At 73.8% G+C, this 15,070-nt stretch carries 10 protein-coding genes and 1 pseudogene; 7 read left to right on the forward strand and 4 right to left on the reverse strand.

The features are described from left to right. Positions 1-11 precede the first annotated feature (11 nt). From ACFWGN_RS16685 to ACFWGN_RS16700, 4 genes are all read left to right on the forward strand, one after another. Positions 12-1,601 (forward strand): methyltransferase, encoded by a 1,590-nt coding sequence (locus ACFWGN_RS16685; RefSeq protein ID WP_377618357.1) that lies wholly within the window; start codon positions 12-14, stop codon positions 1,599-1,601. A gap of 397 nt (positions 1,602-1,998) precedes the next feature. Next, positions 1,999-2,415, forward strand: coding sequence for a VOC family protein (locus tag ACFWGN_RS16690; RefSeq protein WP_377618359.1), 417 nt, complete (start codon positions 1,999-2,001; stop codon positions 2,413-2,415). Positions 2,416-2,669: 254 nt separating this feature from the next. Continuing rightward, the gene (locus ACFWGN_RS16695) at positions 2,670-3,239 is read left to right on the forward strand and encodes an AAA family ATPase (protein WP_377618361.1); all 570 of its coding nucleotides are present in this window, start codon (positions 2,670-2,672) and stop codon (positions 3,237-3,239) included. Positions 3,240-3,520: 281 nt separating this feature from the next. Beyond that, a complete protein-coding gene (locus ACFWGN_RS16700) occupies positions 3,521-4,105 on the forward strand; it encodes a hypothetical protein (protein WP_377618363.1) in 585 nt (194 codons plus the stop codon). A 105-nt stretch (positions 4,106-4,210) separates the two neighbouring features. Here ACFWGN_RS16700 and ACFWGN_RS16705 read toward each other — a convergent pair whose 3' ends face one another. Continuing rightward, the gene (locus tag ACFWGN_RS16705; protein WP_377618365.1) at positions 4,211-4,855 is read right to left on the reverse strand and encodes a hypothetical protein; all 645 of its coding nucleotides are present in this window, start codon (positions 4,853-4,855) and stop codon (positions 4,211-4,213) included. A gap of 368 nt (positions 4,856-5,223) precedes the next feature. Here ACFWGN_RS16705 and ACFWGN_RS16710 point away from each other — a divergent pair, with 368 nt between their 5' ends. From ACFWGN_RS16710 to ACFWGN_RS16720, 3 genes are read left to right on the forward strand one after another with little or no spacing between them, the layout of a single operon-like run. Further along, the gene (locus ACFWGN_RS16710) at positions 5,224-7,053 is read left to right on the forward strand and encodes a DUF3375 domain-containing protein (RefSeq protein WP_377618367.1); all 1,830 of its coding nucleotides are present in this window, start codon (positions 5,224-5,226) and stop codon (positions 7,051-7,053) included. Further along, positions 7,050-7,856, forward strand: coding sequence for a DUF4194 domain-containing protein (locus ACFWGN_RS16715; protein ID WP_191800773.1), 807 nt, complete (start codon positions 7,050-7,052; stop codon positions 7,854-7,856). Before ACFWGN_RS16710 ends, ACFWGN_RS16715 begins: the two co-directional genes overlap by 4 nt. Beyond that, entirely contained in the window at positions 7,856-11,344 is a 3,489-nt protein-coding gene (locus ACFWGN_RS16720) for an ATP-binding protein (RefSeq protein WP_377618369.1), read from the forward strand. The genes ACFWGN_RS16715 and ACFWGN_RS16720 overlap by 1 nt, the downstream gene beginning before the upstream one ends. 165 nt (positions 11,345-11,509) lie before the next feature. On the opposite strand, the gene ACFWGN_RS16725 is transcribed toward ACFWGN_RS16720, so the two are convergent. From ACFWGN_RS16725 to ACFWGN_RS16735, 3 genes and pseudogenes are all read right to left on the reverse strand, one after another. Then, positions 11,510-13,327 (reverse strand): sensor histidine kinase, encoded by a 1,818-nt coding sequence (locus ACFWGN_RS16725; protein ID WP_377618491.1) that lies wholly within the window; start codon positions 13,325-13,327, stop codon positions 11,510-11,512. A 144-nt stretch (positions 13,328-13,471) separates the two neighbouring features. Next, positions 13,472-14,230, reverse strand: a pseudogene (locus ACFWGN_RS16730) (response regulator transcription factor); the annotation flags it as partial. A gap of 154 nt (positions 14,231-14,384) precedes the next feature. Further along, positions 14,385-15,065 carry a TetR/AcrR family transcriptional regulator gene (locus ACFWGN_RS16735; RefSeq protein WP_139107917.1) on the reverse strand — a complete coding sequence of 227 codons (681 nt, stop codon included), beginning with the start codon at positions 15,063-15,065 and terminating at the stop codon, positions 14,385-14,387. Positions 15,066-15,070: the final 5 nt, after the last annotated feature.

Consider the following 15,070-nt stretch of genomic DNA (forward strand, 5'->3'; position numbering starts at 1 on the left):
AGGATAGGCGCATGCCCCTCGGTGAACCCGCGATCGACCCACGCCTCCTGCCGCTCCTGCGGACCGACCTCGAAGGAGCCGGCTACACGGTCGACGGCGTCGAGGACTTCCTCGGTCCGCTCGCCGCAGCGGCCCTGCACCGCGAGCAGGCGGTGCCCGCGCTGCGTGTCGCCCGGGCCGCGCTCGACGACGCGACGGGCGCGACGTCGTCGGGCCGGAAGAAGGACCCCCGCGCCGTGCTCGCCGCGCTCTTCCTGCTGGGCCTCGAGGTCCGCCGCGCGGACCTCGACGCCGCCCTGCCCGGGGTCGGGACGGACGGCGCGGCGCGCCTCGGCCTCGTGGCCGCGGCAGGCAACGGGCCCGACGACGGCGTGCGCGCATTGGCCGACCTGCGCCCCTACGCCGCGGCCGACGCGGCGGGTCCGGTCACGTGGTGGCTGGCCTCCGACCTGGGCGAGCTCGCGACCGGGCGACGCCTCGCGGGAGACCACGTGCTGGGGGCGGGCGGGGCCTCGATCACGCTCGCACAGGTGACCATGCGGACTCCCGTGGGGCGGGTGCTCGACCTCGGGACCGGGTGCGGCATCCAGGCGCTGCACGCGTCGCGGCACGCGCAGTCCGTCGTCGCGACCGACATCTCCCGGCGCGCGCTGCGGTTCGCCGAGTTCAACGCGGCCCTCGACGGCGTGCGCCTCGACCTGCGCGAGGGCTCGATGCTCGACCCCGTCGCGGGCGAGCAGTTCGACCTCGTGGTCTCCAACCCGCCGTTCGTCATCACCCCCCGCGGTGCGTCGACCGCCGACGGCGCCATTCCCGAGTACGAGTACCGCGACGGCGGCCGCGCGGGCGACGACCTGGTGCGTGACCTGGTCCTGGGCGTCGGCGACGTGCTCGCGCCGGGCGGTGTCGCGCAGATGCTCGGCAACTGGGAGCACCGGCGGGGCGAGCCGTGGACCGAGCGCGTCGGGGCCTGGCTCGAGGAGGCCGGGCTCGACGGCTGGATCATCCAGCGCGAGGTCCTCGACCCGGCCGAGTACGCCGAGACGTGGATCCGTGACGGTGGCACCACGCCCGAGCGCGAGCCCGGGGCGTGGGCAGCGTCGTACGAGGCGTGGCTCGACGACTTCGCGACGCGCGACGTCGAGGCCGTGGGGTTCGGGATCGTGACGCTCCGCAAGCCCGCTGCGGGCCACGGCGTGAGCCTGCGCCGCCTCGAGGAGCACACGGGGTCGGTGCGCCAGCCGCTCGGCGGTCACCTCGCGGCCTCGCTCGCGGCCCACGACTGGCTCGAGGCCCGCGACGACGCCGCCCTCGCGTCGTCCCGGCTGTCCGTGGCGCCCGACGTGACCGAGGAGCGCTACCTGACGCCCGGCGCCGAGGACCCGAACGTCGTGATCGTCCGGCAGGGCGACGGGCTGGGCCGCGGGATCCAGGCGTCGACCGGGCTCGCGGCGCTCGTGGGAGCGAGCGACGGCGAGCTCACCGTGGGTCAGCTGATCGGGGCGATCGCGTCGCTGTTCGAGGTGCCGGCCGGAGAGCTCGCGGGCGAGCTGCTGCCCGCGGTGCGGGGACTCGTGCGGGACGGCTTCCTGGTGCCGTGAGGGCGGGGGCCCTGGGGCTCTGGGGTGCGGTGGCCGGGTGCCGGCGCCTGGGGTGCCTGGGTGCCTGGGCGCCGAGCACGAGGTTGCGGTCGTTCTCCGGGCCTTTTCGACCGCAACTTCGTGGTCGAGCGCGCGGAACCTCGTGCTCGGCGGAGTGCCGGTGGGCGCTCCGCCCGTCGGCCCGGGCCCGTTCCGTCCTGTCTCGGTGCTGTCTCGGTGCCGAGCATGCGGTTGGCGTCGTGAATCTGTCGATCTCGAACGGCCACCGCATGCTCGCCTGACGCCAACCGCATGCTCGTCGCGGGGGCCAGGGCCGGGACCCGAGCCCCTGACCCTGACGACGGTCGCGACCGGAATTCCTGCTGCGCCGCGGACCCGCCGTCCCTAGGTTGAGGCCATGACCTCTCGCATCCAGCACACGACGATCGACGCCCGCGACGCCTACGCCCAGTCGGTCTGGTGGAGCGGGGTCCTCGGCTACGTCGAGGACCCCGACGACCCCAACCTGCCCGGCCACGAGGAGTGCATGATCTTCCCGCCGGCCGGCGGCGACGCACCCGCGGAGAGCCGTGGGCGCCTGCTGTTCATCGAGGTGCCCGAGGGCAAGGAGCTCAAGAACCGGCTCCACCTCGACCTGCGCCCCGTCGACGGGACCCGTGAGCAGGAGACCGAGAGGCTCCTCGGCCTGGGGGCCACGCAGCTCGCCGACCACCGCCGTCCCGACGGCTCGGGATGGTTCACGCTCGCGGACCCCGAGGGCAACGAGTTCTGCATCCTGCGCAGCGACGCCGAGGTCGCGGCCCAGGGAGGCTGAGCCCCGCGGTCTGTCGGGTGTGCAACCGGGTGCAGCTGGCGCCCCTAGGTGCCGGTGCCCGCCACCGGGTGCGCCGAGCACGAGGTTGCGGTCGTTCTCCCGGGGAATACGACCGTAACCTCGTGCTCGACCCCGGCGCGGTGTCGAGCGTGCGGTCGTCGTCATCCAGGCTCGCGGCGGACGGGAGCCGCCTCGCCGGCAGTGGACGTCGCCACCCGGACCGCCGTGGACATCGCCACCTGGACGACAACCACATGTTCGACTCCGTTCCGACGTTCGACCCCGTCCCGAAACATGACGGGCCTATCCTCGCGATCGTGCTGATCGCCATGGCTGGACTGCCCGGAACCGGTAAGAGCCGACTCGCGCGTCTGCTCGCGCGTGACCTGGGCGCGGTGATGCTCAGCGTCGACCCCGTCGAGGACGCGTTCCTGCGCGCCGGCGCGGTGCACGACGACGTCACGGGCCTGGGCGCGTACCTCGCCGTCGAGTCGGTCGCCCAGGAGAACCTGCTGCTGGGCAACGCGGTCATCGTCGACGCAGTCAACGACCACCCTGCGGCCCGGCAGCAGTGGATCGACCTCGCCGCGCGGACCGGCACCCGCCTCTGGTTCGTCGAGGTCTACCTCGCCGACGAGCGGCTGCACCGCGAGCGCCTCGTGACCAGGGGCTCGCGCTACCCCGCGCTGCCCGAGCCTGGCTGGGACTCGCTCGCTGCGCGGGCCCGAGCGCTCGCGGACTGGGCAGACCCACGGCTGAGGCTCGACGCCTCGCTCGACGACGCAGAGCTGCTGGCAGCAGCCAAGGACTGGCTGGACGGCTGACGGCAGGGTCGCGTGCCTCGGGCTCGGGGACCTGCTGTTCGGGGCGCGGGTGCGCGCGACGGGCGGCTCGCCGCCCTCTGTTCGGTGGCTCGCGGCCCTCTGTCGGTGGCTCGCGGTCCGCTGCCGAGCATGCGGTTGCCGTCGGGATCCGGGCCAGACCGGACGCCCACCGCATGCTCGACCAGCGTCTCCTCGACCCCACATCGCGCCGCCGTCCCACCCGCACCGACAGGACGAAAATCCGGTCCTGAAGCAGTGACCTGGGGCGCTACGCTCCGGCCATGTCCCGCACCCTCTCGCTCGACGAGGCCCGCACGATGGGCGCCGTCGTCACGATCCACCGCCGCACCCTGGGCTCCGACACCGACCTGCTCGACGGTGTGGTGCTCGAGACCGGGATCTGGACGCTCGTCGGGTCGCTGGCGGACTGGGCCCACGCCGACGGCTACGAGGCGATCCGGACCGCGGACGTCACGAAGGTCCGCCGGGTGCGTCGGGCGAACCAGCGACTCGTCGAGCGCGCTGCCGCGGGGCTCGGGACCTGGCCCCTCGCGCGCCCAGAGCATGCCGTCGACCTCGCGTCCGTCGAGGGCGTCGTGCGGTCGGTCGCCCGCACGGGCCGCCTGCTCGCGGTGCACGCCGAGGTCGAGTCTCCCGGCGAGTACTTCGCCGGATCGGTCGAGGACCTGACGGACGAGGACCTGGGCCTGCGGTTCATCGACACGGCCGGGCGCTGGGAAGCGGCTCCGAGGCGGTTCGGGCTCGACGAGGTCACCCGTGTCTCGTGGGGGTCGCGCTACCTCGGGACGTTCGACCGGTTCGGCGACCGACCACCGTTCGAGCCACGCGAGCCCTCCGGCCGGTAGCCGTCCTGCGGAGCTCCCGGGATCGCCGGGATCGCAGAGACCACCGGCTCGCTCGGCTCGCCCGGCTCGCTCGGCTTGACCGGCTCGCTCGGCTCGCCTGACTGACTAGCCCGGAGCGCCGGGTTCCATCGGCACCATCCGGTCGTCGCGCCCGTGCCGCGCACCCTGCGTCTCCCGCGACCCGCCTCCGAACCCGAGGAGCACCCAGACGGGGCCGAACACGACCCACGCACCGAGCACGATCGCGACGCGCAGCGCCCACCCCCACAGCGGGTCTCCCGGCCACTGGGCCGGAGCCACGAGCCCCGTCCCGGCGACGGTCGACAGGGTCGCGATCACTCCGAGCGCGATCACCGCGGCGACCACCGCCCTGCCGAGCTCCTTGGTCTCGTGGAGCAGGCCCGCGAGGCCGTCCTTCGGCGGCTTGACGGGCTTCGGCCCACCACCGAAGCGGTGCGCGGCGTGCGCGTCGGCCCAGCGGACGATCGAGTGCCCGAACGCCACCGTGAACCCCAGGTACACGGCCGCGAGCCCGTGCACGGCCTCGGGCGGTGACCCGCCCGCGACGCTCGCGATCGACACGCTTACGAGCACCAGGTCGATCAGGGGCACGCTGACCAGCAGGATCGTGCTCAGCCGGCGGCGGTGCAGCAGGTACCGAGCGATCAGTCCGGCGGCGAGCACGACCCAGAAGCCGATCTCGCACGCGAGGACCAGCAGGACCAGCGGGTTCTCCAGGAGGGTGCGCATGGTGTCCATGCTGGTCGGGAAGGTGCCCGACGGCGTCGCCCACCTCGCCGATCTTCGCTCGCCGCGCGTACATCGTTCGAGGGAGGCACGGGTCGGCGAGCACGGGGAGCGTCGGGTGGCCGCGCCGATCCCGGGATCGTGGGACCCGGCGCCTAGGATGCTCGGTGCGGCAGGTGGGGTGCATGGCACGTGCCGAGTGGGCGGCGGGCCGCGGGGCGACCCGTTCGGTCGAGGCTGGCCGGACCGGCAGACGGTCGGGCGGGAACCCTCAGGACGACCCGCGTCCGGCGTCGATCCATCGCACAGCACGAACGACCAGCACCACCGAGCACGCAGCACGAACCACAGACACACGCGAGAGGGCCTGAGTGCAGCACGACGACATCGACGCCCTGCGGCGCACCCCGGCCTGGCGCCTCCTGCGCTCGGACAACGCACCGCTCGCCCTGAGCTTCCTCGGCACGGTCTTCGTCGAGCAGAACGTCCGATCGATCGGCGAGGCCGAGCTGGTCTCGCTCCTCGACGACGCGCTCTACGCGGTCGACGGACCGGACCGGCCCGCCCGCGCGCAGCCCCGACCCGTCGCGGAGGGGCAGACCACCGGTGACGAGCCCGCGGTGGTGAGCGACGCCGTCGGGCCGGACGATGCCCACGCACGCGATGCCCACGCACCTGGGGTACCCGCGGACCACCCGACCGAGGCCCGTCGCTACCCCCGCTCGCCCAAGGCCTACCTCGACCACTGGTCCGCGCCCGAGCAGGGCTGGCTGCGCAAGTTCTACCCGACGGGCTCGGACGAGGCGCACTACGACGCGACCCCGGCCGTCGAGAAGGCCGTCGCGTGGGTAACGGCGCTGCGCGAGCGCAGCTTCGTGGGCACCGAGTCGCGCCTGAACACGGTCTTCGAGCTGCTGCGCCAGCTCACGGTCGGCACCGAGTCCGACGCCGACGCGCGCCTGCGCGAGCTCGAGGCGCGGCGGGCGCGGATCGACGAGGAGATCGAGCGTGTGCGCGCGGGCCAGCTCTCGCTGCTCGACGCGGCCGCCCAGCGCGACCGCTACCAGCAGCTCACGGGCACGGCCGCGGACCTGCTCGCGGACTTCCGCGAGGTCGAGGCGAACTTCCGGAACCTCGACCGCGACATGCGCGAGCGCATCACGGGCTGGGACGGGGCCAAGGGGGACCTGCTGGACGCGGTCGTCGGGAGCCGTTCGGCGATCGCGGACTCGGACCAGGGGCGCAGCTTCCACGCGTTCTACGACTTCCTCCTGGACCGCCAGCGTCAGGAGGAGTTCGCCGAGCTCGTCGAGAAGGTCCAGGCCCTGCCCGCGCTCGAGGAGCAGGTCGGGCCCGACGACGAGGCGGCCCCCGGGATCACGGGCCGTGCGGCCGGGCGACGCCTGCGCCGCATCCACTACGACTGGCTCGACGCGGGCGAGCGCACGCAGTCGACCGTGCGCGTCCTGTCCGAGCAGCTGCGCCGGTTCCTGGACGACCAGGTGTGGCTCGAGAACCGTCGCGTGATCGACATCCTGCGCAGCATCGAGGGCCATGCGCTCGCGCTGCGCGACGCTCCCGACCGCCTGCGCCTGGGCGCCGCGGACACCGGTCCGCTCGCGACGACCATGGACTCGACCTCGGTCGACGTGCACCTGCCGACCGAGCGCCCCCTCTACCGGCCCCAGCACCAGGAACCGCTCGCGAGCGAGGGGGTGACCGCGGGGGTCGCGGACTTCGACGCGTCGGCACTGTTCACGCAGGTCCACGTGGACCCCGAGCGCCTGAGCCGCACCGTCCGCGACGCTCTGCGCCGCCGCGGTCAGGTCTCGCTCGCGGAGCTCGTCGAGGAGAGCCCGCTCGAGCAGGGCCTCGCGGAGCTCGTGACGTACCTGTCGCTCGACGACCCGCGCTTCGACGTCGTGCACGACCCCGCGCACACCGACGAGGTGCGGTGGGTCGTCGACGACCACGTGCCGGACCTGCCGGTGGCGGCCGCCGTCGAGGTCGCCGCGGTCGACGAGCGGCCCACCGGACCGCGCGTCCGGGTCGCGCGCGTGCCGCGCGTGACGTTCGCCCGCACGGGAGCCAGGGACCTCGCGGGGGCCGTGGCGCGGTCGCTCGCGCAGGCCCCGCCCGCTCCGCCCGGACCGTCCGCCCAGCAGTCTCCCCAGCCGTCTCCTCAGGAGGGAACCCCGTGAGCCAGCAGCCCGTCCGGACCGAACGCCCGGGGCAGACCGGCGGCCCGAGCCCCGAGCTGTCCCTCGTCGTGACCTCGCTCGTCAAGGGCGTCGTCTACCGCGAGGCCGGGACGCGCACGTGGCGTGACCTGCTCGCGCTCGAGGCGCAGGCGCGGGACTTCGTCGCGACGCTCGGCCTCGAGGTCGTGATCGACGAGTCCGAGGGGTACGCGTACCTGCGCGCGCAGCCCGAGGACGAGGGCGACGGCACGTTCATCCCGCGCCTCGTCGCGCGGCGCGAGCTGTCGTTCGACGTCAGCCTGCTGCTCGCGCTGCTGCGCAAGCGGCTCGCGCAGTTCGACTCCGAGGGCGGCGACACGCGCCTGGTCCTGACGCGCGACGAGATCGTGGACCTGGTCCGCGTGTTCCTGCCCGGGTCCAGCAACGAGGCCCGCGCACGCGACCGCGTCGAGGCCAACGTGCGCCGCGTGGTCGAGCTGGGCTTCCTGCGCCCCGTGCCGGACACCCCGGACACGTACGAGGTGCGTCGCATCCTCAAGGCGTTCGTCGACGGGCAGTGGCTCGCGGACTTCGACGCGCGCCTCGCGGAGTACGCGGCCGAGCTCGCGTCGCGCGACGGGGGAGCGCTCCTGCCCGACGGCGGAGCGCCCGCGGGCGTGCCTGCTGCGGCGGGTGCGGGTACGGGGGCCGCGCCGACCATGCGGTTGACGTCCGACGAGCATGCGGTCGGCGTCGAGAACGGGCCTGAATCGGACGACAACCGCATGCTCGGCACCGAGCGCCCGACCCACGAGGAGGCCTGATGGCCGAGGCACTGTTCAGCGCGGTCGAGCTGCACGACGCGGCAGCGGACCTGGACCAGCGGTCGGGCTACCGCCTCGACCGGCTCGAGGTCCTCAACTGGGGGACGTTCGACAAGTACGCGTGGAGCTTCGAGCTCGAGGGGCGCAACGCGCTGCTGACGGGGGACATCGGCTCGGGCAAGTCGACCATCGTCGACGCCATCACGACGCTCCTGCTCCCCGCGAACCGCATCAGCTACAACAAGGCGGCCGGCGCCGACACGCGCGAGCGCACGCTGCGCTCCTACGTGGCCGGGCACTACAAGTCCGAGCGCAACGAGGTCACGGGCGCCTCGCGGCACGTGGGCCTGCGGCGCGGCCACACCTACTCGGTCATCCTGGGCGAGTTCGCCAACCGCGGGTTCGACTCGCGCGCGGTGCTGGCGCAGGTGTTCTGGCTCAAGGACGGAGCGCAGGGGCAGCCCGAGCGCTTCTACGTCACGAGCACCTCGCCCATGACGATCGCCGACGACTTCGCGGGGTTCGACGGCGACATCAACGTCCTGCGCCGCCGCCTGCGCGAGTCGGGCGCCCAGATCCGCGACCACTTCCCGGAGTACGGGCGCGACTTCCGGCGCCTGCTCGGCATCGAGTCCGAGCAGGCCATGGAGCTGTTCCACCAGACGGTGTCCATGAAGTCGGTGGGTGACCTCAACGAGTTCGTGCGCGAGCACATGCTCGAGCCGTTCGACGCGGCCCGCTGGACCGAGAAGCTCGTCGCGCACTTCGACGACCTCACGAGCGCGCACGACGCCGTGGTCAAGGCCCGCGCGCAGATCGACCAGCTCGCGCCGCTGCTGGCCGACGCCGACGCGTACGACGCGGTGGGGGAACGGGCCCGCGGGCTGGTCGCCCAGCGCGAGGCGTTGCGCGGGTTCACCGCGGGGCGGCGCGTCGAGGCGCTCGACGCGCGCATCGGCGAGCTCGAGGCGTCGATCACGGCGCGCGCCGACGGCCTGGACCGCCTCAAGGAGGAGCTCGCGCTGCTCGACGCCGAGCGCCAGCGCCTCGAGGTCGAGCGGGCCGGGCACGGCGGTGACCGCCTCGCGCAGATCGAGGGCGAGGTCGCGCGCCGCGAGGTCGAGCGCGCCGAGCGTCGGGCCAAGGCCGACGAGTACGCGCGCTACCTGGCCGCGGCGGGCCTCGAGCCGGTCGCGTCGCGCGACGAGTTCGCGGCGCTGCGCGAGCGCACGGCCGCGCTGCAGTCGGACGCGCAGGACGCCCTCGGCGAGATCGAGGGGCGTGCCGGGGAGGTCGCGGCCGAGCTGCGCGCGGTCGAGGCCGAGGCCCGCGAGATCAACGCCGAGCTCCGGTCGCTCGCCGACCGCGAGTCCAACCTGCCCCGCACGAGCCTGGACTTGCGCACCCGCCTGTGCTCCGACGTCGGGCTCACCGACGCCGACCTGCCCTTCGCGGGCGAGCTCATCGGCGTGCGCGCCGAGCACGCCGAGTGGGAGGGCGCGGCCGAGCGCGTGCTGCGCGGGTTCGCGCTCTCGCTGCTCGTGCCGGCCCAGCACTACGACGCCGTCGCGACGTGGATCAACTCGCAGGACCTGGGCACGCGGCTCGTCTACCACCGGGTCCCCGCGCCCGCCGCGGGCCGCTCGGGGAAGGCGCGCGGCGGCGGCGGGACCCCTCCGGCGAGCCGTGAGGACGGACCGCTGCTCGCGGACCTCCTCGAGGTCAAGGACGGCGACCTCGCCGCGTGGCTGAGCGACGAGCTCGAGCGCCGCGCGGACTACGTGTGCGGCGCGACGCTCGCCGACTTCCAGCGCGTGCCCCGCGCCGTGACGCGCGAGGGACAGGTCAAGCACTCGGCCAGCCACCACGAGAAGGACGACCGGCGCTCGGTCCGCGACCGCAGCGGCTACGTCCTCGGCTGGAGCAACCAGGCCAAGATCGACGCGCTGCTCGAGCAGGCGAGCGACGTCGCCGGCCGTCGCACGGCGCTCGAGGAGAGGCGTGACGAGGTCGGTCGCGAGAAGAGCGCCGCGATCTCGCGCTCGGGCGCGCTCAACCGGCTCGACGTGTTCCGCGAGTGGCGCGAGCTCGACTGGGAGGAGCCCGTCCGGGCCGTCGCCGAGCTCCACGAGGAGAAGCGGCGCATCGAGGGCGCGTCGACCGAGCTGAGCCGCATCGCCGACCAGCTCCGCGACCTGTCCCGGAGGGCCGCAGGCCTCGCGAGCGACCGCGACGCGCTGCTCTCGGCCGCCGGGGCGGACCAGCACGCGCTGCAGACGGCACGCGACCAGCGTGGACGCTCGGCCCGCGTGCTGGCCGAGCAGGGGCCGGCCGACGCGGCGCTGGCCGAGGAGCTCGCCGGGCTCTTCGACGCCGAGACCGCGGCCCAGGCTGCCGCCCAGGCGGGCTCGCACCCCGGCTCGCGCGGCGACGTTGACCCCGACGCGGTCGAGAGCGCCCTGCGGACCCGGCTCACGAGCCAGGTCGAGGAGGCCCAGACCCGGCAGGGGCAGCTCGGTACGCGCATCGCCGCCCAGATGACGGCGTTCCGGGCCGCGTACCCGGTCGAGACCACGGAGCTCGACAACGACGTGCGCTCGGCCCCCGAGTACCGGGCGCTGCACGAGCGGCTCACGCGAGACGACCTGCCGCGCTTCGAGGGCGACTTCAAGACGTACCTCAACACCAACACGATCCGCGACATCGCGGGCTTCCACGCCGAGCTGTCCAAGCAGGCCGACCTCATCCGCGAGCGCGTCGAGATCATCAACGACTCGCTGCGCGCGATCGACTACAACCCCGGTCGGTACATCCGCCTCGAGATGGCGCCCACGCCCAACACCGAGGTGCGCGAGTTCCGGGCGGACCTGCGGGCGTGCACCGACGGCGTCCTGGGCCTCGACCTCGAGGGGAGACGCGACGAGGACACCGGTGAGGAGACCGTCGCGTACTACTCGGAGGAGCGGTTCCTGCGGGTCAAGGCGATCGTCGAGCGGTTCCGGGGGCGCGAGGGCCAGACCGAGGCCGACGAGGCGTGGAAGCGTCGCGTGACCGACGTGCGGAGCTGGTTCGTGCTCTCGGCCTCCGAGCGCTCGCGCGAGGACGACGTCGAGCACGAGCACTACTCGGACTCGGGCGGGAAGTCCGGTGGCCAGAAGGAGAAGCTCGCCTACACGATCCTCGCGGCCTCGCTCGCGTACCAGTTCAAGCTGGACTGGGGCGCGGTGCGGTCCAAGGCGTTCCGGTTCGTCGTGATCGACGAGGCGTTCGGCCGCGGGTCGGACGAGTCGACGCGGTTCGCGCTTGAGCTGTTCAAGAGCCTGGGGCTCCAGCTGCTCATCGTGACGCCGCTGCAGAAGATCCACGTGATCGAGCCGTACATCTCGGCCGTGGGGTACGTCGACAACCCGACGGGCCGCAACTCGCGGCTGCGGACGCTGACGATCGAGGAGTACCAGGCCGAGAAGGAGGCGCACGCGGCGCTCTGAGGCACGCGTCGCACCGGGGGCGGGTGCGCGTCGCTCCGGTGTGCCGAGCACGAGGTTGCGGTCGCTATCGGGCCGACAGCGACCGCAACCTCGTGCTCGACCGGTCGCAACCTCGTGCTCGGCACCCGCGACGCGACCGCCCAGCAGGCCGGGCCGCCTACCGGTTCAACCTCGCGGCAGCCGGACCTCGAACGTCGTGCCCGACGACGGAGCCCGCCCCGCGTCGTCGGCTCCCGGTCCGTCGTCGGAAAGCCCCTCGTCGTCGCGCCGCGGTCCCGCGGCTCCCGGCCGCGCGAGGTCGCTCGCGGTCGCGGCTCGCACCGAGATCTCCCCGCCGTGGGCCTGGACCACGGCCTGCGCGATCGCGAGGCCCAGCCCGGTCGACCCACCGACCCGGTTGCGCGCCGAGTCGCCGCGGCTGAACCGCTGGAACAGCGACGGCAGCAGGGCGGGCGGGATGCCGGGGCCGTCGTCGGTCACGGACAGGACCACGTGGTCCTCGCCGTCGGGCCGGATGCTCACCACGACGCGCGTGCCGGGCGGCGTGTGGACGCGGGCGTTGCCGAGCAGGTTGGTGAAGACCTGCCGCAGGCGCGCCTCGTCGCCCACGACCGTGACGTCGGGGATGTCGAACGTGTCGTCGCCGTCGGCCCAGAGGGCGTCGCCCTCGGCGAGGATCCCGTCGCCGTCGAGCGTCAGCGTGTCGCCCTCGCCGGTGTCGCGGTCGCCCGTGGTCGAGCCCTCGTCCCCCTCGACGGCCGGCCCCTCGCTCCCTGCGAGCGGCAGGTCGAGCTCCCACACGTGGTCGCGGCTCGCGGCGTGCGCGTCGGCCACCGCGTCGATCGCGAGGGCCGCGAGGTCGACGGGATCGCGGTCGAGCGGCCGCCCCGCGTCGAGCCGGGCGAGGAGCAGGAGGTCCTCGACCAGGTCGCCCATGCGCAGGGCCTCGGACTCGATACGGTCGAGGGCGCGCAGCGTGTCGGGCGGGACCTGGTCGGGGGAGCGGCGGACGAGCTCGGAGTACCCGCGGATCGAGGCGAGCGGCGTGCGCAGCTCGTGGCTCGCGTCGGCGACGAACTGTCGGACCTGGGTCTCGGACTCGTGCCGCGCGGTCAGGGAGGCCTCGACGTGGTCGAGCATGCGGTTGAGCGCCGCGCCCACCTGCCCGACCTCGGTCCGTTCGTCGGTGAACTGCTCGTCGACGCGGGGGATCTCCTCGACCTCACCGCGGTCGAGCGGTAGCTCGGACACGTGCACGGCCGCGTCGGCGAGCGAGTCCAGGGGTCGCAGCGAGCGGCGGACGAGCCACGTCCCGAGCACCGACGCGAGCACGATCCCGGCGGCGACGAGCCCCGCCTCGACGAGCAGGTAGCCCTCGAGCGTCTCGGTCACGGCGGCCGTGCTCATCGCGGTGATGCTGGGCTCGCCCCGCTCGGTCGTGGTCGAGACGGCCCGGAACGAGCCGAGGCCGCTGACCTCGACCGTGTGGGGCCGGTCGTCGGAGGGCACGGTCTCGAGCTCGGCGACCTGCTCGTCCGTGAGCTGCTGGAGGTTGCCCGACGCGTCGATGTACCCCGCGAACCGCACCGACCCGTTCTCGTAGACCACGTTGATGGTCCCGGCGCCCTGCCCGGGGGGCAGGGGGCTCTGGTTCTCCGTGCCCGACGACGGAGCCTCGCCCGGGAGCGCCCCGGCACCCGGGTCCTGGGCCGAACCGTCCGACGTCGTGCCGGGGTCCGTGGGTGCGGTCGAACCGTCGGCGCCGCCCGTCGTGGTGTCCTCCGGAGTGCTCCCGGTCGTGCCGGTCGTGCCCTCGGTGGGAGGCGCGTCAGCGCCGAACCGGTCGAACGGGCCGCGCTCGGCGCGCTGGCTCGCCTGGACCAGCTCCAGGTCGAGGCGGTCGACCAGGCTCGCGCGGAGCGCGAGCGTCGAGCTGGTGGCGAGCGCGACGCTCAGGACGAGCAGGATCGCGACGAGGACCATGACGAGCTGTCGGCGCAGGGTGCGCGGTCGGGCGGTGAGCGACGCCCGGGGTGAGGTCACGCGTCAGGCCTTCGTGGCGCCGTCGGGCGCGGTGCTCGCGGTGGCCGCTGCGGCGCCCGCGGCGCCCGCTGTGCTCGACGTGCCCTCGGCGGGCTTGATGACGTACCCGACCCCGCGCAGCGTGTGGATCATGGGCTCGCGGCCCTTGTCGATCTTGCGGCGCAGGTAGGAGATGTAGAGCTCGACGATGTTGGCCTGCCCACGGAAGTCGTAGTTCCACACGCGGTCGAGGATCTGGGGCTTGGACATGACGCGGCGCGCGTTGCGCATGAGGTAGCGCAGGAGCTCGAACTCGGTCGCCGACAGGTGGATGGGGTCGCCGCCACGGAACACCTCGTGCGAGTCCTCGTCGAGGACCAGGTCGCCCACGACGACGGTCGAGTCCTCGCGGGCGGCGGTCGCCCCGCCGCGGCGCATGAGGCCGCGCAGCCGGGCCACGACCTCTTCGAGGCTGAAGGGCTTGGTCACGTAGTCGTCGCCGCCCGCGGTCAGTCCCGCGACACGGTCCTCGACCGTGTCGCGCGCCGTGAGGAACAGGACCGGGACGTCGGGCTAGGTCGCACGGATGCGGCGCAGCACCGAGAGCCCGTCGAGGTCGGGGAGCATGACGTCGAGCACGATCACGTCGGGACCCACGTCGCGGGCCGTGCGGATCGCGGACTGCCCGTCGAGGGCGGTCGAGACCTCCCAGCCCTCGTAGCGCAGCGCCGACGTGAGGAGCTCGGCGAGGTTGGGCTCGTCGTCGACCACGAGGACGCGCACGGGTGAGCCGTCGGCCCGGGTCAGGCGCTCGGGGGAGCGAGGCGAGACGAGGGGTTCCGTGGGAGCGGGCGTCGTGGTCATGCGTCCATGGTGCGCGCGGTGTCTCGGCGGCGCCTGTGGTGTTCCTATGAATCGACTGTGAGGCTCCGGGCGTCCCGGGTGCGGGCCGCCCGCCTCCCCGGGTGCCGGCCGCCCGCCTCCCCGGCGAGTCGCTCCCGCGCGGCCCGGGCGCGGGTCAGTCGAGCGGCCGCTCCCTGCGTGACGCGGCGAGCGTCGAGGACAGGATCGCCTCGATCGCGAAGGCCGTGGCGCCGGCGAGGTCGACCGCCTCGGGGTCGAGCAGCCACTGGGTCTGGAGGCCGTCCATGACGGCGATGATCGTGCTGGCGGCGCGGTCGAGCGCGACGGGGTCGAGCTCGACGTCGTCCTCGGGGGTCAGGAGCCCGGCCTCGCGGCGCTCGGCGATCACGGTGTCGAGCGCGCTCGTGATGTCGCCGCGCAGGCCCGCGAAGCGGCGTGCGGCCCAGTCGCGCGCGGGGTGCTGGTCGGTCACGGACTCGCCGGTCAGGACGGTGTACGCCTGGACGATGCCGGGGCGCTCGGCGTTCATGCGGGCGGTCGTGACGAGGTGGCGGAACAGGTCGAGCCCGCCGGGGATGTGCTTGCCCTCGAGGTGCTCGACGTCGACGACGTCTCGGAACTCGAGGACCTCGATGAGGAGCTGGTTCTTGGAGCCGAAGTGGTGGAGCACCCCGGCGTGGGTGATCCCGACCTGCTCGGCGACCTCGGCGAGCGAGCCCTGGTGGTACCCCTTGGACCCGAAGACGCGCATGGCTGCGCGCAGGATCTCTTCGCGCCGGGCGGCGGTGCCCTTGCGCGGTCGGCGCGTGCGCGCCGGTGTGGTGGCCTCTGTCATGACCG

This window comes from Oerskovia sp. NPDC060338 (genome assembly GCF_042726295.1).
Lineage (GTDB): Bacteria > Actinomycetota > Actinomycetes > Actinomycetales > Cellulomonadaceae > Oerskovia > Oerskovia merdavium.